This is a genomic window from Alkalibacterium pelagium (genome assembly GCF_900109325.1).
Lineage (GTDB): Bacteria > Bacillota > Bacilli > Lactobacillales > Carnobacteriaceae_A > Alkalibacterium > Alkalibacterium pelagium.
This window is the reverse complement of the sequence record NZ_FNZU01000013.1, coordinates 30966-50770: the sequence shown is the minus strand read 5'-3', so window position 1 is coordinate 50770 and position 19805 is coordinate 30966. Positions and strand designations below refer to the sequence as shown.

The following is a 19805-nucleotide window of genomic DNA, read 5'->3' as shown; positions in this document are numbered from 1 at the left end:
GATCTCATGATTAAGCTCGCGAAACGTAGCTGCCTTCAGATGTGTTGATGACCAGCATGTCATCGACATTGACGAATAAAGGCACAGTTACAACTGCCCCAGTCTCAAGTGTTGCAGACTTGGATCCTCCGCCTGTTGTGTCGCCTCTGATTCCAGGCTCTGTTTCTACTACTTTCAGCTCGACTTTTTTGGGAAGATCGACACCAAGGACTTCATGTCCGTACATCATGATTTCGACTTCCATATTTTCTTTCATGAATTTCAGTTCATCTTCAATACGCTCGCCAGGAATTTCAAGTTGTTCATATGTTTGAGTATCCATAAATACGTGGTTTCCACCATTCTCATAAAGGTACTGCATGCCTTTCGTTTCGATATGAGCGGTTTCCATTTTTTCACCTGCACGGAAAGTTTTATCCTGGATCGCACCGGTTCTCAGGTTTTTAAGTTTAGAACGGACAAATGCCGCACCTTTTCCTGGTTTTACGTGCTGAAAGTCCATGATTCTCCAGATGCTTCCATCATATTCGATCGTCAGACCTGTTTTAAATTCACTTGTTGAAATCATTACCTGTTTTCCTCCTAATTTAAAATACGGCATAAACAAAACGTATTTTAATTCTCTCTTTATTGTAACATGATTTAAAGCGAAAACCTATTTGAAATCACTACTATTCACAAGGCTTTCCTTAAAGCTGAATCAGTTCTTTTGATACGGTCATAAGGTTTCTGCTGCCACTATCAGTGACGACCAGATCATCTTCGATTCTGACGCCGCCAAGTCCAGGAATATAGATCCCAGGTTCGTTTGTGATGACATTTCCGCTGACCAGTTCATTTTCGTTCTTGAAATTGATTCCAGGTCCTTCGTGCACTTCAAGTCCGATGCCATGGCCAGTTGAATGACCGAAAGCTTTACCGTACCCTTTTTCTGTAATATAATCTCTGGCTACTGCATCCAGATCCTTACCTGTGATTCCAGCCTTGATCTGCTCTGTTACTTTCAGATTGGCATCGAGTACGATCTGATGAATCTTCTTCAGCTCTTCTCCAGGGTCACCTAAGGCAAATGTACGGGTCATATCTGATACGTATCCATTATAGTAGCAGCCGAAATCGATCGTAATCATGTCTCCCTGCTCGATAGACTTGCTGCTTGCTACTCCGTGAGGCATAGCAGAACGCTTTCCGCTGGCAACGATCGTATCAAACGATACACCGCTGGCTCCTTTTTCTCTCATCAGAAAATCCAGTTTATTGGCTACTTCAATTTCTGTTACACCTGGTTTAATGAAATGAAGGATTTCTTCGAAGGCATATTCAGTTATTTTAATTGCTTCCTGTATTGTTTCAATTTCGTTTTCTTCCTTGATTTCTCTTAAGGACTCGATAAGCCCGCTTACAGGAGTGAGTTTGCATTTTACAAGTGAATCAAGCAGCTCGTAATTCGAAAATGTCATGAAGTTTGTTTCGAATCCAAGGTTAGCAATCGATTCTTTTTCAACTAGTGCTTTGACTTCATCAAAAATTGGTCCAGTGTTCTGGATGATTTCGTACCCTTCTGCCTGCTCAGCAGCCTGTTCAGTATAGCGGAAGTCGGTGACAAAGTAGGCTTTATCGTGAGTGATGACACCCAGTCCAGTTGATCCGGTAAAGTTGGAGACATAACGGAGGTTAAACGGACTCGTAACCAGCAGTGCATCAAGTTCCTGTTTCTTCAGTTCTGTTTGAATGGCTTTTACTCGTGACATTTCAACACCCTATTCTAAAGTTTATCGTACAGCTCTTCGTTCATCTGTTTTATTATAGCAAAGCTGAATTGAAAAAGAAATGAATGGGTCGCCATCAGATCTGGTTCCCGGCATATAGGTATAGGCCTGTAAACGGATAAAAGCATCAGCAGGCTCTGTTCAGTCCGGCCCACTGATGCTCAAATCGATTTTATGCTGGAGTATCCTTGTTCATTTACTCTACTGGTTTTTTATATCCTGCTCTTCTGATATTGGCTGGGCCTCGTCACTGAACGATTCATGAGTAATCTGCTCGTCTTCTTCTCGGGCCTTATTCGGTTCAACAGGCTTCAATACCAGATCAACTGTTTTCTGACTAGTATACTGATTGTTCAGTTCAGCTTTGATAAGAAATCGTGTATCACTCACCTTGCTTACTTTTGTGCGGCCTGTTGTGAATTTTACTTCACTGGGATAATATTGACCAACCTCATAATCATCTTTCAAAATAACTTCTGTCATTTCAATCATTGTTCTGGCTTCATAACTGAGAGTCGTCTGCCTGTACTGCATCATCTGATGCTTGAGGACAGTGATACATGACAGCATCAGAAATGATGTAAACATGAGCATGATGAGTGCAGACAGCAGACCGCTCCCCCCGTCATCTCTTATAGATCCTGAAAGGTGCTTACTCCGGAACATGGTCCACCACCTTCAACATTCCTTTGTATGATTCCTGGTTGTCGAAAGTGACCTTTAGGATCAGCTGGTCACTTTTCTTTTCGACTGACAGCTGACTGACTTTCATGAGGACAGGGTGATGCCCCAGTCCCCGTACACTTCTTCTATATAGATTTTTATAGCGGTTGTAGGTCATCGGCTCATCAAGCACTACACCATCCACCACCTTCTTGAAAGTAATGGTCTCTCCCTTCACATCCGTGACCACCTTGTCTCTCAAATCCTGTTCAAGATAGTTCAAAAAGAGGTGCCACTCTATCTGTCTGTCATCGTTTACCTGTCTTTCAAGCGCTGCAAACTGGCTGAGAGCGAAAGAAAAAAGCAGGACCATGGAGCTGATGACCTGTATAGAAATAAGGCATTCGATCAAAGTCAGTCCCTGATCATTTTTTCCACTGGACTGACAATATTTCCACCATCTGATCACTGATTTTCTCTCCTTTGACTGTGATTCCGTTGTCTCCTTCAACAATCACGACCAGCTTGCCGTCCACCATCATCGCAACCGACTGGTCTGTTCTATCCCAGAACTGGGCTGTTTCGTAAAGAAATCGACTGGTTTCCACATTTAGTTTTGCTTCTTCTCTGATCACGAAAGTATCGACAAGAAACGGAAGCATGCTGCAGACGGCAAGCGTAACCAGGCTTAAACTGATCAGGGCTTCTAAAAGAATGAACCCCCCACTTTTTTTCCATTTACCTGATTTCATATCTGCCACTTCCCAGCTGGAAGGCAAACTCTACAATTCCTTCCGGTGTGCGGAACCTGATGACCTCATGTCCGCTTATATGTCCCGTCCCTCTTGAAAACCTGAATTCAGTCAAGTCATTTAACAATGAAATATGATCAGGCAATGGCAGTTTGTGTTCGATAGGATGCCCCCGTTCACTCGCTACTCTGAATGAAATATCATTCAGTGGACGCCTGAATTCGATGACTGTCCATTTATCATTAAGTATTGCATAGTTCTGCATGAGGGTAACACTCGACTGAAAGGTTTCAAAGAACAGTGCTGTTTCAGATCTTTCTTTGAGTCGACTGAACTGAACAGCAGGTATTGAGATGATAATGGAAAGAACAGCGAGCACCAGTAGTGTTTCGATGATAGTCATGCCTTCATCCCTAGTCATTGAGCTGATCATGATTCACCTGTCACTTGGCTTTTTTCGTCACAATGCCGCCATTCAACTGAAATTCTTTATTGGCCCGATCTGCCTGATTGGGTGTCAGATACTTTTCATTTTTCATTACATCGAAATCTTCAGGATTCTTCTTTTCTTCTATTTTATACAAATCCACCTGGCTCTGCAGGACTGTTTCGATCGCATCAGTTCCAGTATCGTTTGCTGACTCTTGTCTTTTGGACAGGTTAGGGACGAACAACAGCAGGAGCACTGATATGATCAGCAGGACCAGAGTCATTTCAATCAGTGTGAAGCCATTTTCCTTCTTTAAGCTACTACGTAATCTGTTTATCATTTATTTTTCCTCCTTTAAAAAGTATCCATAACAGTAAATGTCGGCAGCAGCAGCGCGGCATAAATCGCGACGATAACTAATGCGACACCTACAAAAACAATTGGCTGGATCAGAGCCATCAGCTGTTCTGTCTTCCGGTCAAAATCCTCTTCACAGCTGTGAGCAAACATTGTCAGTTCGTGACCCAGTTTCCCGGAAAGTTCTCCCTGACGGATCACTTCCTTCAGTTCTTCATTCATAAAAAGATAGGGAGTCAAAGCTTGAGAAAAGGACAAACCCTTGAGCATCTCACCCTCGATCCTCCTTCCTATATCTTTAACTAGCTTTGAGCTCTGCTCTCCTTTCATAATTGTGATGACTTCCAGGAGACTGCAGCTTCCCTTGATCAGCTGGCCCCATTCGTAAGCAAAATACTGGCTCCAGTAAAGCTCAAATAATGTGGAACGGCTCCATCTGGTGAGTGTATTCAGTTTCTCGACTTCACTTTTCCTGCTGTTCGCTTTCTTTAAAATAAGAAATGTTGTTGTGATCAGACAAGCCGATAGTGCCAGTCCTTCTGGTGTCCGGTAGACCAGCATGACGATCAGGCGGGTACTCAACGGCATGACACCAGACTGAAACGAAATAATCTGTTCAATATGAGGGATGAGAATGTAACGCATCATAAACAGCATGACTACAATAAAGCCTGTCAGCATCAGCGGGTACTGAATAATGCCAAGGAGCTTTCGTTTGCGTTCTGCCCGTTTCATCAGCTGCTGACCCGCATGCGTTATGGATTCATGCAAGTGCCCATGATACAAAGCAAAGTGAATCTGCGTGCTTACCGATTCGGGAAATCCGCATCGTCTGACTCCAGCTGACAGTTCTCCTCCTTCAAGAATTTCCTGTCTGATCTTGTCTGCCCATCCGGCACCTTCCTTTTTTTCAAGTGTTCTCAGGAAATCCAGTGCCTCTTTCATTGAAAACCCTTCTCCCAGAAGTCTTCCAAGTCGTGACAGAAAGCGACCCTGTAGGTAAAGGACTCTAGTGCTCAGGAATGAGGTAGCGGTCGCAGGTCTGTTTCGAAATATAGCCATATGCAGTCACCTTTTCCAGTAAATGATTAAATGAACGTTGAGCATCTTCACGGGTTTTCTGTTCTCCCGACTCCCCCAGACACCGTTTGAGTTCTTCCCCCGTTCTAACTTCAAATAAAGCGGCACGTTTCTGATCTCTGGGATAATGGGTACAGAAGGTTCGACAGTTTGATTCACACAATGGACAGTAAAGGGGAAGCAGAGTCTGAAAAGATATGCCTATTAGTGTCTGCTGCAGCAATGGCCGACTGATTCCCAGTTCCATCAGCCGGGATATGACCCCCGTGCAGTTCTTGGCGTGGATTGATGCTACGATCAGGTGCCCAGTCAGCGCGCCTCGAATGACCATTCGTGCCGTTTCTTCATCCCTTATTTCTCCAACAATGATCACATCCGGGTGATGTCTGAGAGAACTTTTCAGCAGATGTTCATATGATACGCCGGCAGTCTCATTGACCTGTGTCTGAAGAAAGGAGACTTCTTCGATTTCAACGGGATCTTCTACTGTAATTACCTGCTGTTTTTCTCCTCTTATTCTATTTTTAACCAGATGATACATCGTAGTCGTTTTACCTGAATCGACTGGCCCTGAAAAAAGAAGGAGACCCGATTTGGCATCGGCCAGTTTTTTCAGCTGCTGCCATTCATACTGAAAGAATGTCCCGATATCTGACACATCCGATTCTTTCTGCTTTAAAAGCCTGATCACTAAAGACTCCTGACTCTGATAATTACTGATCGTTGAAAACCTCAGGTCAATCGCTTTCTTTTCGAGCTGAAACGTCATCGACCCACTCTGAGGCCGTCTTTTCTCCCCCACATCCATATTAGACAGGTATTTAAAGAACGATATGAGTCGTCCCCCTTCTTCTCTATCCAGATAAAACTGTTTGTCCATCTGTCCATTCAACCGGAAATAGATATCATAGTGTTTCTGTTCGGGCAGGACATGTATATCACTCGTTCGGTAGGAATCAGCGACTGTCAGAAGATGCTGTGCAAATAATTCGGTATCCAGTTTTTACCACCCCTCCACAATATATTTCTGTCTACTATATATATTGTTCTTTTATCTCAAAAGTGACGAAAAAAAATAGACATTGGACAAATTTTCTGTCCAGTGCCTATTAAGAGTGTTTATTTAAATGTCTGCATTATGATAAACGTCGCTGACGTCATCATCATCTTCAAGAGCATCGATCAGTTTTTCAAACACACTGACTTTATCCTCAGGAACAGGAACAGTTGTCTGTGGAATCATTGTCAGTTCCGACTGATCCAGTTCAAAACCTGCTTCTTTCAATGCATCCCTTACCTTAGCAAAATCCGTTGCTTCGGTATAGATCTCAAAGACTTCATCAGACGTTTCCAGATCTTCTCCGCCAGCTTCCAGTACCTGCATCAGCATATCGTCTTCATCAAGATCGAGATTTTCTCGGCTGATCGCAATATAGCCTTTACGGTCGAACATGTAGTTGACCGTTCCTTTTTCTCCCATTGACCCGCCATTACGGTCGAAAGCCACTCGGATATTAGTGCTCGAACGGTTAAGATTATCAGTCAGGGCATAAACCAGAACAGCAATTCCGCTTGGTCCATATCCTTCGTACAGCACTTCTTTATAGTCAGCTCCCTGACCTGAATCAGTAGCACGCTTGATTGCGCGGTCGACGTTGTCGTTAGGCATGTTGTTTGCCTTAGCTTTGTCCACGGCCAGTCTAAGTGCAGCATTCGTATCGGGATCAGTTCCGCCGTCTTTTGCTGCCTGATAGATTTCTTTTGACAATTTCTGGAAAATCTTTCCTTTTTTTGCATCTTGCGCACCTTTACGATGCTGAATATTTTTCCACTTGGAATGTCCTGCCATTCTATTTCCTCTTTCCTGATCTTAGTGTTTGTCCTTAGTTATTATACCAAAAATCTTCCGTCATTCAAGGCGGTCAGGTTACGCTTTCATTGTGGCCTTTTTTAGGTTCAATCTATTAAACTTTGACCCGCGAGCGTCTTCTGCGTGGTTTAGTCGACAGCAGGCCGGAAATGATTCCTGTCACTGCTCCTGCAGTATCCAAAATGACATCTTCCATCAACGCTGTCCGGTTTGGATGAAAGGACTGTCTTAATTCATCAAATGACGCATAGCCTATCGACAGCATCACAGCGAGCAGTACAGTTAAGTACGGATTGTCCACTCTATTTCTTAATCCTAAGTACCAGAACAGGCCTAAAAAGAAATAGGAAATGAAATGGGCCCCTTTTCTAAGGAAAAACTCTATGAATCCGACATAACCACTTGCTTCGATACTTACTTCACTGCCTGCATACATGAATGCCACACGCTCCAGCAGTCCTCTGAACGGTTCATTTTCAAGCCATTGATTCAGAAGAGGCTGGACCGTCTGCTCCTGATAGCTCATCGAGGAACTATAATACAAAATAGCCATTACAGCAAAGGCAGAAAGGAGATAGATATTATCTGCAGTACTTGCTTTTTTTCTCATATTTTTTCACACCTCATTAGTCAATACTATTATTCTAACTGATGTCCCTTTATATGGAAAGGAAAAAACGATACAATGATACCAATCAACTAAGGGGGAGACTATATGCAAACACAATTGAACTGGGATATGGAACGAATTTTTAAAGGGGGAAGCGATTCTGAGGAACTGAGTCAGTTTATTGGCGGCATCCGCGACACGATATCAGAAGCTAAAAAACTGATCGGAGATTGGCCGGCTGACCAGGCCAATGCTCAAATGACTGAACTGATTGAATTTCTAAACAAACGTCAGACTGCTTATGACAACTTATCAGAAGCATCAACATTTTCTAGAGGCATCCTTTCTGCCAACGTGAATGATTCCAAAGCGGCCAAACGCGTTAATGAACTCAGCCGTCTCGGTAGTGAGATGAGCGATGTAGAGACTTTATTTATGAAAAAACTGAAAGCTGTTCCGGATGATCAATGGAATGAACTGATTGCTCATGAGGAACTTAAGCAAAGTGCATTTAATTTAGATGAAAAGCGTGAAAAAGGTAAAAAACTTTTATCTGAAAAAGAAGAACGCATTATACAGCAGCTGTCACTCGATGGTCTGGAAGGCTTTGGGAACGTCTATCAGTCTCTGGTGAACAGTATTCGTGTGCCGTTTAAAAAAGATGGTGAACTGACTACACTATCGGCCGGTCAGGCAGCCAATACATTATCGGGGGATCCGGATCCTGCTGTCCGTGAATCTCTGCTGGATAACTGGGAACTGACCTGGCACGCTAAAGCTCCGCTATTTGCCGATACGTTGAACCATCTGGCTGGGTTCCGACTACAGACCTATGAACTAAGAGGTGAAGACCATTTCCTGGATCCAGCACTGGAATATAATCGTCTGAAGAAAGACACCTTGGATATGATGTGGGATACGATTACCGAAAACAAACCTAAAGTGGTAGGCTTCCTTAATCGCAAAGCCAAACTGATGGACAAAGATAAGCTCAATTGGGCAGATGTGACTGCACCTATTTCTTTAGGTGACATCGAGCCTAAAACCTATTCATTTGAAGAAGCTCAGTCTTTCGTCGTCGATCACTTCGCTTCTTTCAGTCAGGAGATGAAAGAACTGGCTGAAACTGCATTTGAACAAAACTGGGTGGAAGCAGAAGATCGAGATGGTAAACGCCCTGGTGCCTACTGTTCCAACTTGCCTAAAAGTGGTGAATCCCGCGTGTTCATGACTTTTTCCGGCTCTGCAAACAATGTTTCCACACTTGCTCACGAACTGGGCCACGCCTATCACAGTCATGTTATGAGAGATCTGCCTCATCTGAACCGTCGTTATGCAATGAATGTTGCTGAAACTGCATCCACATTCTGTGAAATGGTTATCTCAAGTGCGACAGTCGATGCAGCTGAATCTATTGAAGAAAAAATTGCTCTTCTGGACAGTAAGATCTCACGTGCAGCTGTCATGTTCATGAATATCCATAGCCGCTATCTGTTTGAAACACGTTTTTATGAACAGAGACAACGGGGTCTTCTTGACGAGAAGGAACTGAGCCAGCTGATGGAAGATGCGCAAAAAGAAGCATTCCAGCATTCGCTTGATACGTATCATCCAATGTTCTGGGCAAGTAAACTGCATTTCCATATTACTGGTGTGCCGTTCTATAACTTCCCGTATACATTCGGTTTCCTGTTCAGCCTGGGGATCTATTCTCATGCGAAGAATCAGGAATCTGCCTTTGAAGATGACTACCGTGAGCTGCTTAGAGACACTGCCAGCATGACAACTGAAGATCTGGCTGAAAAACACTTGAACGTCGACCTGACACAACCTGATTTCTGGCAGGCAGCAATCGATGAAGTGTTGTCAGATATCGATGAGTACATGACACTGACAGATGCTTATATTTAAGTTAATGGTCAATTTCTATTGAAGTCAGAATGGCTGTAGTCTAGCGTATAAATCAGGAAAGACTTCTGGGATTTGAAAATCTGGGAGTAGTAAAAGCAATGAGTCACCGTTAGTATTTCGGCGGTCGCTCATTGCTTTTTTTATGTAAAATGATGAATTGGAGAGTTGGAGGCTTGCAGGCTGAGGAGTGACGTGTGATTCGACTCTTGAGACAAACACAGAGTCCTGGGTCCGCTTCAGTTTGTTATGAGAGGCGTTTTGGACCCAACTCGCATTTTATCGCCACCTCACTTGGTCGTAGGGTGCGTCTTGGAACCCACTCATTGCACAATCTCCACCCCACTTGGTTGCAAGGCGCGTCTTGGAACCCACTCATTGCACAATCTCCACCCCACTTGGTTGCAAGATCCATCTTGTAACCCACTCATTGCACAATCTCCACTCCACTTGGTCGCAAGATGCGTCTTGGAACACACTCATTGCACAATCTCCACCCCACTTGGTTGCAAGATCCATTTTGGAACCCACTCATTGCACAATCTCCACCCCACCTGGTCGCAAGACGCGTCTTGGAACATACTCATTGCACAATCTCCACCCCACCTGGTCGCAAGACGCGTCTTAGAACACACTCGGGTCAGCATCACCACTCCAGTCTGTCCTAACCAAATAACTAAAGAATGCCCGTCCATAAAAGAATATAGAGTATATTGAGAGCTGAAACTTGGATCGATATCAGCTGCTTGTTCACTACTTGAGAAAAAAATCTGGCTCTAAACTTAAAAAAGGACATGCCCGATCAGGCATGTCCTTTCCTAATTTGATTTTAGTATCTTCCGTATCCTACAAATCGTGCACCCCAGTAGCCAGTATGAGCGCTGGTATACGCGACACCCGTGCTGGTCTGAGAACCGATAAAGCGTCCACCGCCAACATATATCCCTACATGGGAAACTGTTGATCCATTTTCAGAGAAGAAAATCAGATCGCCAGGCTGCGCGTCACTTCTGGATATCTTTCTTGAAGAGGCATACTGTCCAGCTGCAGAACGTGGCAGTGAGATCCCTACTTGTCTGAAGACAAGAGAAGTAAAGCCGGAGCAGTCAAGTGCACTTGCCGTACTTCCACCATACAGATAAGGCGTACCTAACAGTTTCGTTGCATGTGGCTGAAGGGTTGCCCAGCTTGTTCCTCCGCTTGGAGCCGGAGCCGGTGCAGGTTGTGGTGCTGGTGCAGGCTTGTTGGATGATTCGTTCGAACTTCCACCTGATCCATTTCCTCCACCATTGTTACCTGAATTACTGCCTGAGTTATTACCAGAGTTGTTACCAGAATTATTTCCAGAGTTGTTTCCATTTCCGGAATTACCCCCAGAATTGTTTCCTGATTCTGCAGGAGTGCTGTTGTTTGATCCAACTGTATTTCCGGAATTATTTGGAGTACTGCTATCGCCTTGGTTTCCAGAATTATTGTTACTGGATGATTCAGTATTTGATGCAGATCCACCGTTATTTCCAGAAGATGCTTGGTTTCTATCTGAATTAGATGGTGCAGGAGTTTCTGAGCTGGATGATTCAGGCTCAGAAGTTTGAGAAGATGATAATGAGACTTGAGCCTCTTCTTCAGCTGCCTGCTCTTCAGCACGTGCTGCTGCTTCCCTTTCTTCCTGTTCACGCTGTTCTGCTTCTGCTCGTCTCTGTTCTTCAGCTTCACGAGCGGCCTGTGCAGCTTCTTCGCGTGCTACAATCAGTTGTGAAACAGCTTGTTCTGCTTCAGCTCTTTGTGAAAGATACCGATCTCTATCTGACTGTGCTGTTGCCCGTTCTGCTGCAATCTGTGCAACGAGCACTTCTTTTTCAAGTCTCTGTTGTTCTAGGTCCTGAGAGATAACTTCAAGTTCAGCGCCCAGTGCATTCTGCTGAACGATCGTCTGTTCAGTTCGTTCCTGCTTTTCGGCAACTGCTTCCATGTCTCTGACCTGAGCTCTGACCAGTTTACGGTTTGATGACACAAGATTAGTTACAATATCTACCCGACCGATAATATCCGTTAATGACTCAGCCTCTATGATAAATTCGATATAGCTGGTCGTCTGTCCGTCGACCTGGATTTTTCTGGCCTGATTTTCAAGCTGTTCAGTTCGCTTTGCAATGATTCCTTCTAGCTCAGCAATTTCGTCCTGAAGCTGTTTCATTTCGGCATGAGCTGCCTCCAGACGTTCAACTACTTCATTGATTTTGTCTTCATTTGCAGTGATATCACGATCGAGAGCCTTTAACTCTTCTTCTGCGCTGCGTACCTGTTCCTGAAGAGAGCTGATAGTTTCTTCAAGGTTATGTACTTGATTGTCGGTCTCTTCTATGATCGATCTATGTTCATCAATTGCATTGTCGAAATCGTCTGCTGATGCTAGTGGTACAGCAGAAAATGTACTAAGTAATAGTGCACTTGATAAAGTTGACAGTATAAGTTTCTTGATCAACAAAAGCCCCTCCATTGGTGTAATTCCACATTATTAAAATGTCAGCGTTTGATTTATTGGATAAAGTATACCATTATATCGAGATAATTAAATTGCAACTATATTACACTTAGATGTCACTTTTACATCTCGAAATGGCTTTACTGCTTGAGATTACTTGCATTTTGTAAGCGAAACGACTATACTTTTTAGTGATTCCATGAGAATGGACTAGATCATATCCAGCAACAGGAGGAAATTAGATGAGTGATTATCGTGTATTGCTATATTATAAATATGTAAAAATAGACAACCCTGAACAATTCAGAACTGAGCACCTTGCTTTATGTAAAGATATCGGGCTAAAAGGGCGTATTCTTGTTTCGGAAGAAGGAATTAACGGAACTGTCTCCGGTACGATCGAGCAGACTGATGCTTATATGGAAGCTGTAAAATCTGACGAGCGCTTCAGTGACCTGTTCTTTAAAATGGATCCTGCGGAGGGCCATGCATTCAAGAAAATGCATGTTCGTTACCGTCCGGAAATCGTTTCTCTAAGTTTAGGTGAAGATGACCTTGATCCAAACGAGATCACTGGACAGTATCTTGAACCGACTGAATTCCGGGAAGCTCTCGAAGATGAAAACACAATTGTTCTTGATGCAAGAAATGATTATGAGTACGATCTGGGTCATTTCCGAGGTGCTGTACGTCCTGATATTCGATCCTTCAGAGAACTTCCGGAATGGATCAGGGAGAACAAAGAGAAGTTCATGGACAAACGCGTCGTTACCTATTGTACTGGTGGGGTCCGTTGTGAAAAACTGAGTGGCTGGCTTCTTAAAGAGGGGTTCGAAGACGTAGCTCAGCTTCATGGAGGGATTCATAATTACGGTACTCATCCTGAAACTCAAGGTGAGCTATGGGATGGCAAAATGTATGTCTTCGATGGACGAATCAGTGTGGACATCAACCGCAAGGAACATACAGTCATAGCCAAAGACTGGTTTGACGGCACACCATGTGAACGTTACGTCAACTGCGGAAATCCATTCTGCAACCGTCAGTTCATCACTTCAGAGGAGAATGAGCACAAGTATTTAAGAGGCTGTTCTCATGACTGCCGTGTCTCATCAGAAAACCGTTATGTTAAAGAGCATCACCTCAGCAGAGAAGAAGTAGCCGAGCGATTAGAAAAAATCGGAGAAACACTGCCTGAGACAGTCTGACCATCAATCCTTTACGAAAACTAATTCCTATTTTCGTAAAGGATTTTTTCATGCAAGCACTTAACAATTCTGTCACAGTCCGGCTTTTTTAATTTGCTTTAGCTCCGCAATTATTTTATTTCTCCCCTTATTTTGCTATAATATAACAAGCTACATGACTATTAAATCAAACTTAAAGGAGTTCATAATGAAGCGTTCTGAAGAAAAGAAGCAAAGACAGACAGAAGAAACGAATGAACCCTCACGTTTCGAGAATGTTGTCTATTATTTTGATATTTTTTATCGGGTCGTCAAGGCCCTCGTTATTATGTTAGTTGTCATCCTTCTTGTAGGGGGGTCTCTAGGAGCAGGAGCAGCTGTCGGTTACTTCGTTTCACTGGTCAATGGAAATGATATTCCCGACCATGAAGTGATGGTCCAGCAGATTTATGATTATAATGAAACCTCTACAATGTATTATGCAGGTGGAGAAGTCATCAGCGACCTGAGAGCGGACCTAATGAGGACGCCAGTTGAACTGGAACAGATGTCTCCTCTTCTGGTAGATGCGATAATAGCCACAGAAGATGAATATTTCTTCGATCACGAAGGAATCGTGCCTAAAGCTGTCGCCCGTGCCCTTGTTCAGGATTTGACTGAATCTGGTGCTTCTACCGGTGGATCCACTCTTACTCAGCAGCTGATCAAACAGCAGATCATTGGCGGCGAAGTGTCGCATGAACGTAAAGCTAACGAAATCTTACTTGCTATGCGTATCGAGAATTACATGGATAAAGAAGAAATTCTGGAAGCTTATCTTAATGTGTCACCATTCGGTAGAAACAACAAAGGCCAGAACATTGCTGGAGTTGAAGAAGCCGCTCAAGGGATATTTGGTGTTCCCGCTTCAGAAGTGACGCTTCCTCAGGCTGCATTTATCGCTGGTCTGCCTCAGCGTCCGAACATTTTCAGCCCTTATACTAATACGGGTGCCATTAAGGAAGATCAGGAGCTGGGTCTGCGCAGACAACGTGAAGTATTGTTCAGGATGCACCGTGAAGGCCTTATCACTTACGATGAATACCAGGAAGCTGTTGAATATGATCTGACACAGGACTTCCTGAATAGTGAAGAAATAGACTACGAAGATTTGTCTTATGTCTATGACCGAGGAGAATTTGAAGCTCGTCGTATTTTAGTTATTCAGGCACTTGAACGTGACGGCATTACTAATGAAGATCTGGAGGAAAATCCGGACCTTTTAGGAGAATATGAAGAACAGATTCGTTCTGAAATTCGTAACGGAGGATATCAGATCCATACCACGATAGATCGTGATGTCCACCACGCAATGGAAGAAACAGTGAGAGAATATCAGGATCAGCTTGGAGCGGAACAGACTTACACTTGGGAAGATAATGATGGCAATACTCAATCTACTACCCTTCCCGTTCAATATGGCGGATCTCTAATCGACAATGAAACCGGACGAATTATTGGCTTTATTGGCGGAAGAGATTATGAACTGAGCCAGTTTAACAATGCTTTCCAAATGAGAAGGACTCCAGGTTCGGCTATCAAGCCACTTGCAGTATACGGACCGGCTATTGATGCTAACCTTCTTACTCCCGCTACGATCATACCGGATACAGAAGTTGAAATAAGAAATGATTGGAACCCTGCCACAGGAGAATGGAATTACTATACTCCGACTAATGTGGGGGCTACTACAAATGAATGGATTACAGCCCGGGAATCTCTCGAAGATTCTAAAAATATTGCTGCTTTTAAAGTACATGCTGAACTGCTGGAGGAAGAAGTCGATCTTGCCGGATATATACGTCGCATGGGAATTACTGAAGAGGATGTTCCTACTGAAACAGTTAACCTGCCATCTTTTTCTATTGGAGGAACAGATGGACCTTCCCCAGTTGGATTGACCAGTGCTTTCTCAACAATCGGAAACAATGGTCAGCACGCTGATGCTTACCTAATTGAACGCATAGAAAATAGTGCAGGTGAGGTCATTTATGAGCACGAAGTTGAGCAAACTGAAGTCTGGAGTCCTGCATCCAATTACGTATTAGCTGATATGCTACGAGGTGTTCATACAGACGGAACTGCTGAAGGAACCATTGATCAGTTGAATTTTTCATCTGACTGGGTATCAAAAACTGGAACTACTCAAGACCGTAACGATGTGTGGTATATTGGAAGCACCCCCCGTGTTTCTTTCGGTACATGGATGGGATATGGGACAAATGAACTCTCATTGCGGGATGACTTCGGTCTGCATCCAAGTAGAAGGAACCGGGACATGTGGGCGCGTATTATGAACGCTGTACATGCAGTTAATCCGGATATCCTTGGTGTGGGTGAAAACCATGCTCGACCTGATGGTGTAACTGAAGATTCTGTCATTGTAGATACTGGTATGAAAGCTGGTGAAGTTGAAGCCCCTGACGGATCTACATTCAACTACTCTGGTAATACACATACTGAGCTGTTCAAATCAGATAACGTTCCTGGAACAACAGTTTATGACTTTGCTATCGGAGCTACTGATGAAGAACTGGAAGAATTCTGGGGTCGTGCATCATCTTCCGACGACGATGATGAAGAAGATGACGAGGACGATGACGAGGAAGAAGAAACTGAAGACGATGCTGATGATGATGACCAGTCCAATGACGACGAGGCATCTGAAGCACCTGAACCAGAACCTGAGCCGGAACCTGAAGATGATGATGACGAGGAAGATGAGTCTTCCAATGGAAACGGCAACGGATCATCTAACGGAAATAATGGATCTGACAATGGAAATGGCTCCTCGGATGACACTGACGAATCAAATGGCAATGGCTCATCCAATGGTAATGGTAACGGCAATGGCAATGGCAACGGTAATGGTAATGGATCATCTAACGGTAACGGAAATGGCAACGGTAATTCTGAAGCCACCCCGCCATCTGACGAAAATGATGATGATGATAATGATACAGATGATGAAGAAGACTAATATACTAAACGAAACAGCTGCTCACCTTAATTGGTCAGCAGCTGTTTTTTTATTTACTCGTGACACATGATTAATGTGGCCCTTACTTCAGTAATCATTTTGCTCATATAAAAAAGGACAGCCGTCATAGCTGTCCTTTTTCAGATCTATTATTTAGTTGTTCCTTTTGCATCTATAGTATATGGAAGTTTGACCGTTTTTTCGTCAATCTCTTCTTTATTCATCAATTTAGTCAATAGACGCATCGCTACGGCTCCAATGTCATACAATGGCTGAACGACGGTACTCATCTGCGGACGAGTCATCGCTGTCAGTTTTGAGTTGTTAGATGTGATAAGCTCAAAATCTTCAGGAATTGATACGCCTCTATCAAGGGCAGCATTCAGAATTCCGACTGCCAGTTCGTCATCAGCGACTACTGCTGCGGTAGCACCCGCTTTTTTAAGTTGTTCAAATACTGCTTCGCCTACTTTATAGGTATATTCAGATTGAAGAACTAAGTCGTCGTCATATGAGATGGCCGCTTTTTCAAGAGCTTTTTTATATCCATTCAGACGATATTGGCCGTTTATTGGTTCATCGTGGCTTTCGGAAACAAATGCAATCTTCCTGTGTCCGTTTCCTACCAGGATATCTACGCTATCTTCAGTAGCAGTTTCGTAATCGATATTGACACTACCTACTTGTTCATCCGGGTCGACAGTCCCTGCCAGTACGACTGGTGTGCGGGAACGTGAAAACTCAGCTCTCAGTTCTTCTGTAATTTTGTTCCCCATGAAGATCACACCGTCTACTTGTTTAGCCAGCAGCGTGTTGAGCACCTGAACTTCTTTCTGCTCATTTTCATCTGAGTTTGCAAGAATGATGTTGTACTTGTACATTGTTGCAATATCATCGATTCCTCGTGCAAGTGAGGAGAAGTACAAGTTGGTCACATCTGGAATGATGACTCCGACAGTTGTCGTCTTCTTGCTTGCCAGCCCTCTTGCTACAGCATTAGGACGGTAATCAAGTCTGTCAATGACATCCAGAACTTTCTTTCGAGTTGTGGGTTTTACATTCGGGTTACCGTTGACTACGCGTGACACAGTAGCCATGGATACTCCGGCTTCACGTGCCACATCATAAATCGTAATTGTTTGCTTATCCATTATCTAATCTCCTTTAACATATATAGAATAAAAGTCTTGTGAGCGCATACTTCCTTTAACAGGATAACAGGAAATGTAACCTTTTTCAATTAAATCGATAAATTTTCATGAAATTTTCTAAAACTTTTTCAGAAAGGGCTTTCTTCATAATCATTCTATCATTTTCTATTCTAAAAGAGAAGTTTTTGGTACACTATTACCACGATTAATTTTAAAGGATGGATAATTATGACCCCGCTTGACACATTAAAAAAATATATGACGGATGAGGCGCTGTCTTTTGTATATATTGACAATCCCGATACCATTGCCTATCTGACTGGTTTCCACAGCACTCCCCATGAGCGTGTGCTGGCTCTACTGATTACATCTGACTTTACTCAGTTACTCGTTCCAAAACTCGAAGAAACTGAAGCCAGTTCCTATGACGCCATCGATAAAGTGACTGGCTATAAGGATGAGGAAAACCCTTGGACTATTCTGAAAGAGATTGTAAAATATGATGGCTTATTTAGCTCAATCGGTATCGAATCGGATTACCTTGTAGTCGATCGCTATCATCAGCTGACGTCACTCTTCCCTGATGCTTCATTCACGTCCCTCACATCATACCTTCAGGACATGAAAGTAATTAAAACTAGTGAAGAGATTATTAAAATGAAAGAGGCGGGCCGTCTGGCAGATGAAGCCCTGCGTGTTGGTATGGACGCCTTGTCTACAGGCATATCTGAGCAGGAAGTCGTGGCTGTCATAGAATTTGAGATGAAAAAACTGGGTGTAAAAGAGATGAGCTTCGATACGATGGTGTTGTTTGGCGATCACGCTGCCAGCCCCCATGGTACTCCCGGAGAACGACTGCTCCAATCCGGTGAATTTGTGCTCTTTGATCTAGGTGTCGTCTATAACGGGTATACTAGTGACGTGACACGTACGGTCAGTTATGGCGATCCGTCACCTGAGCAAAAAGAACTTTATTCGATTGTGCTTAGTGCTCAGAAAAAGGCTCAAGCAGCTGTCAAACCGGGCATTACAGCCGGTGAATTAGATAGTGCTGCAAGACAGCTCATTACAGAATCAGGCTACGGTGACTATTTCACTCACCGATTAGGTCACGGACTAGGACGATCTGTGCATGAATACCCTAATATCGCCCCGGGAGTCACTGTTCCAATTCAGACCGGCATGTGCTTTTCTATCGAACCGGGTATATATATAGAAGGGAAGGCAGGCATTCGAATCGAAGACTGTCTGGTTGTAACTGAAGAGGGCGCTGACCCTTTTACCCAAACTACTAAAGAACTAATTATTCTTCCAGTTAAAGATTAAAAAAAACTCCCTTATAGTAGGTATCGACTTCAGAGCATAACCTGACTGTGAGTCGTATCAACTATAAGGGACGTTTTCTATAGGAAGAAATCATCTTGCTCCAAGTGCTTCTGTTTTGATTTTTCCATAACGGTCAGCGTTCCGTCAGATTCAAGAATCACTGCGGCTATTTCATCCAGTGAGATATAACCATCTTTGCGGATCGCCTGAATAACTTCTCTTTCGGTTATTCTTTCTTTTTTCATTTTCTTGTTATCATAGTGATCGTCATAATAAATGAGCGATGGCTCTGATTTCAATAGTGACCGTACTGCAGAAGACCGTACGGAAAGCCAGGTAGAGATATATTGCAACAGGACGAGCAGGCAGAATGCAAAAAGCCCTTCCCATAAGAGCGTTTCGTGATTGACCAGTATATTGGCTAGGACCGAACCTAAAGCAACAGTGACAATAAAATCAAAAGCATTCATTTTGGACAAGGTCCGCTTACCTGATATTCTGAGTACTAAAACGATCACGGCATAACTTCCAAATGCTACAATAATCATTCTAATAAAATTTTCTAGAGTCATAATTTCGTCTTCTTTCTATTTTTGATTTCCAGTATTTATATTCCTCGATACAATTAATATCATTCTATATCATTTTTCTGGTTTTCCTGATTCTCATCCAGATCGACTAATGTATTCAAGTCCCTGAGTTCGTTATTCTTCTTAGGTAAAACAGATATTGTCCCGTCTGTCTCTAAGATGACTGCAGCGACTTCTTCAACCTTTCCTATTCCCTGTTCTCTTATTGCCTGAAGCACTTCAGATTTTGGAATCCGTTCTTTTTTCATTTTATCCTCGTAATAAGTTCCGTCATAGAAAAGAAGAGATGGATGAGCCTTTAGAATACGACTGAAGAGTGCAGATCTCGAAGACAAATAACTTGAAAGAAATTGAAAAATAAGTAGCAGACAGAAGATATACAGGCCTTCCCATAATACTTCATCCTGATTGATAAGGATATTCCCGAAAACCGTTCCTAAAGAGACCGTAATAATAAAATCAAAAGCATTCATCTTCAGCAGTGTTCGTTTTCCTGACAGCCTCAGAACAAATAAAATCACGAGGTAGCAGAAAAAGGAGACGACGGTTATTCGTCCAAATTGTCCAGTGTTCATGGGTATCCTCCTAAAAAAAAGCATATTGCTATG

General features: G+C 43.2%; 19 protein-coding genes. 4 read left to right on the top strand and 15 right to left on the bottom strand.

Annotated elements, in window-relative coordinates; genetic code table 11:
• Window positions 1–10 precede the first annotated feature (10 nt).
• The 11 genes from efp to BMX79_RS10155 all read right to left on the bottom strand — a co-directional run bounded on the left by efp (window position 11) and on the right by BMX79_RS10155 (window position 7531).
• The gene (gene efp, locus BMX79_RS10205) at window positions 11–568 is read right to left on the bottom strand and encodes an elongation factor P (RefSeq protein ID WP_091482324.1); all 558 of its coding nucleotides are present in this window, start codon (window positions 566–568) and stop codon (window positions 11–13) included.
• 121 nt (window positions 569–689) lie between these two features.
• Complete coding sequence (locus tag BMX79_RS10200) at window positions 690–1751, bottom strand: M24 family metallopeptidase (RefSeq protein WP_091482322.1); 1062 nt, start codon at window positions 1749–1751, stop codon at window positions 690–692.
• A 219-nt stretch (window positions 1752–1970) separates the two neighbouring features.
• On the bottom strand, window positions 1971–2435 hold the full coding sequence (locus BMX79_RS10195; RefSeq protein ID WP_091482320.1) for a hypothetical protein: 465 nt from the start codon (window positions 2433–2435) through the stop codon (window positions 1971–1973).
• Window positions 2422–2901, bottom strand: a complete 480-nt coding sequence (gene comGF / locus BMX79_RS10190) for a competence type IV pilus minor pilin ComGF (RefSeq protein ID WP_091482318.1) — start codon at window positions 2899–2901, stop codon at window positions 2422–2424. Before comGF ends, BMX79_RS10195 begins: the two co-directional genes overlap by 14 nt.
• Complete coding sequence (locus BMX79_RS10185) at window positions 2858–3184, bottom strand: hypothetical protein (protein ID WP_091482316.1); 327 nt, start codon at window positions 3182–3184, stop codon at window positions 2858–2860. The genes comGF and BMX79_RS10185 overlap by 44 nt, the downstream gene beginning before the upstream one ends.
• Window positions 3171–3587 (bottom strand): competence type IV pilus minor pilin ComGD, encoded by a 417-nt coding sequence (gene comGD / locus BMX79_RS10180; RefSeq protein ID WP_177165396.1) that lies wholly within the window; start codon window positions 3585–3587, stop codon window positions 3171–3173. Before comGD ends, BMX79_RS10185 begins: the two co-directional genes overlap by 14 nt.
• A gap of 40 nt (window positions 3588–3627) precedes the next feature.
• Window positions 3628–3954, bottom strand: coding sequence for a competence type IV pilus major pilin ComGC (gene comGC / locus BMX79_RS10175; RefSeq protein ID WP_091482312.1), 327 nt, complete (start codon window positions 3952–3954; stop codon window positions 3628–3630).
• A gap of 14 nt (window positions 3955–3968) precedes the next feature.
• Window positions 3969–5033 carry a competence type IV pilus assembly protein ComGB gene (comGB, locus tag BMX79_RS10170; protein ID WP_091482310.1) on the bottom strand — a complete coding sequence of 355 codons (1065 nt, stop codon included), beginning with the start codon at window positions 5031–5033 and terminating at the stop codon, window positions 3969–3971.
• Complete coding sequence (gene comGA / locus BMX79_RS10165) at window positions 4981–6021, bottom strand: competence type IV pilus ATPase ComGA (RefSeq protein WP_246117687.1); 1041 nt, start codon at window positions 6019–6021, stop codon at window positions 4981–4983. The genes comGB and comGA overlap by 53 nt, the downstream gene beginning before the upstream one ends.
• Before the next feature lie 153 nt (window positions 6022–6174).
• The gene (locus tag BMX79_RS10160) at window positions 6175–6900 is read right to left on the bottom strand and encodes a YebC/PmpR family DNA-binding transcriptional regulator (protein ID WP_091482306.1); all 726 of its coding nucleotides are present in this window, start codon (window positions 6898–6900) and stop codon (window positions 6175–6177) included.
• 115 nt (window positions 6901–7015) lie between these two features.
• Entirely contained in the window at window positions 7016–7531 is a 516-nt protein-coding gene (locus tag BMX79_RS10155; protein WP_091482304.1) for a VanZ family protein, read from the bottom strand.
• A 105-nt stretch (window positions 7532–7636) separates the two neighbouring features.
• Between BMX79_RS10155 and BMX79_RS10150 the strand changes: the two genes are divergently transcribed.
• Window positions 7637–9442: a M3 family oligoendopeptidase gene (locus tag BMX79_RS10150; RefSeq protein ID WP_091482302.1), complete on the top strand. Its 1806-nt coding sequence runs from the start codon at window positions 7637–7639 to the stop codon at window positions 9440–9442.
• A gap of 826 nt (window positions 9443–10268) precedes the next feature.
• Here the strand turns inward: BMX79_RS10150 and BMX79_RS10145 are convergent.
• Window positions 10269–11924: a C40 family peptidase gene (locus BMX79_RS10145; protein ID WP_143059440.1), complete on the bottom strand. Its 1656-nt coding sequence runs from the start codon at window positions 11922–11924 to the stop codon at window positions 10269–10271.
• A 242-nt stretch (window positions 11925–12166) separates the two neighbouring features.
• Here BMX79_RS10145 and trhO point away from each other — a divergent pair, with 242 nt between their 5' ends.
• Both trhO and BMX79_RS10135 read left to right on the top strand, forming a co-directional pair.
• Window positions 12167–13132: an oxygen-dependent tRNA uridine(34) hydroxylase TrhO gene (trhO, locus tag BMX79_RS10140; RefSeq protein WP_091482298.1), complete on the top strand. Its 966-nt coding sequence runs from the start codon at window positions 12167–12169 to the stop codon at window positions 13130–13132.
• Between the two features lie 187 nt (window positions 13133–13319).
• Window positions 13320–16130 (top strand): transglycosylase domain-containing protein, encoded by a 2811-nt coding sequence (locus tag BMX79_RS10135; protein ID WP_170231028.1) that lies wholly within the window; start codon window positions 13320–13322, stop codon window positions 16128–16130.
• A gap of 149 nt (window positions 16131–16279) precedes the next feature.
• On the opposite strand, the gene ccpA is transcribed toward BMX79_RS10135, so the two are convergent.
• Complete coding sequence (gene ccpA, locus BMX79_RS10130) at window positions 16280–17281, bottom strand: catabolite control protein A (RefSeq protein WP_091482295.1); 1002 nt, start codon at window positions 17279–17281, stop codon at window positions 16280–16282.
• Window positions 17282–17509: 228 nt separating this feature from the next.
• Between ccpA and BMX79_RS10125 the strand changes: the two genes are divergently transcribed.
• Window positions 17510–18607: a M24 family metallopeptidase gene (locus BMX79_RS10125; RefSeq protein WP_091482293.1), complete on the top strand. Its 1098-nt coding sequence runs from the start codon at window positions 17510–17512 to the stop codon at window positions 18605–18607.
• Window positions 18608–18684: 77 nt separating this feature from the next.
• Here BMX79_RS10125 and BMX79_RS10120 read toward each other — a convergent pair whose 3' ends face one another.
• Complete coding sequence (locus BMX79_RS10120; protein WP_091482291.1) at window positions 18685–19179, bottom strand: DUF421 domain-containing protein; 495 nt, start codon at window positions 19177–19179, stop codon at window positions 18685–18687.
• Between the two features lie 59 nt (window positions 19180–19238).
• On the bottom strand, window positions 19239–19772 hold the full coding sequence (locus BMX79_RS10115; RefSeq protein ID WP_170231027.1) for a DUF421 domain-containing protein: 534 nt from the start codon (window positions 19770–19772) through the stop codon (window positions 19239–19241).
• Window positions 19773–19805: the final 33 nt, after the last annotated feature.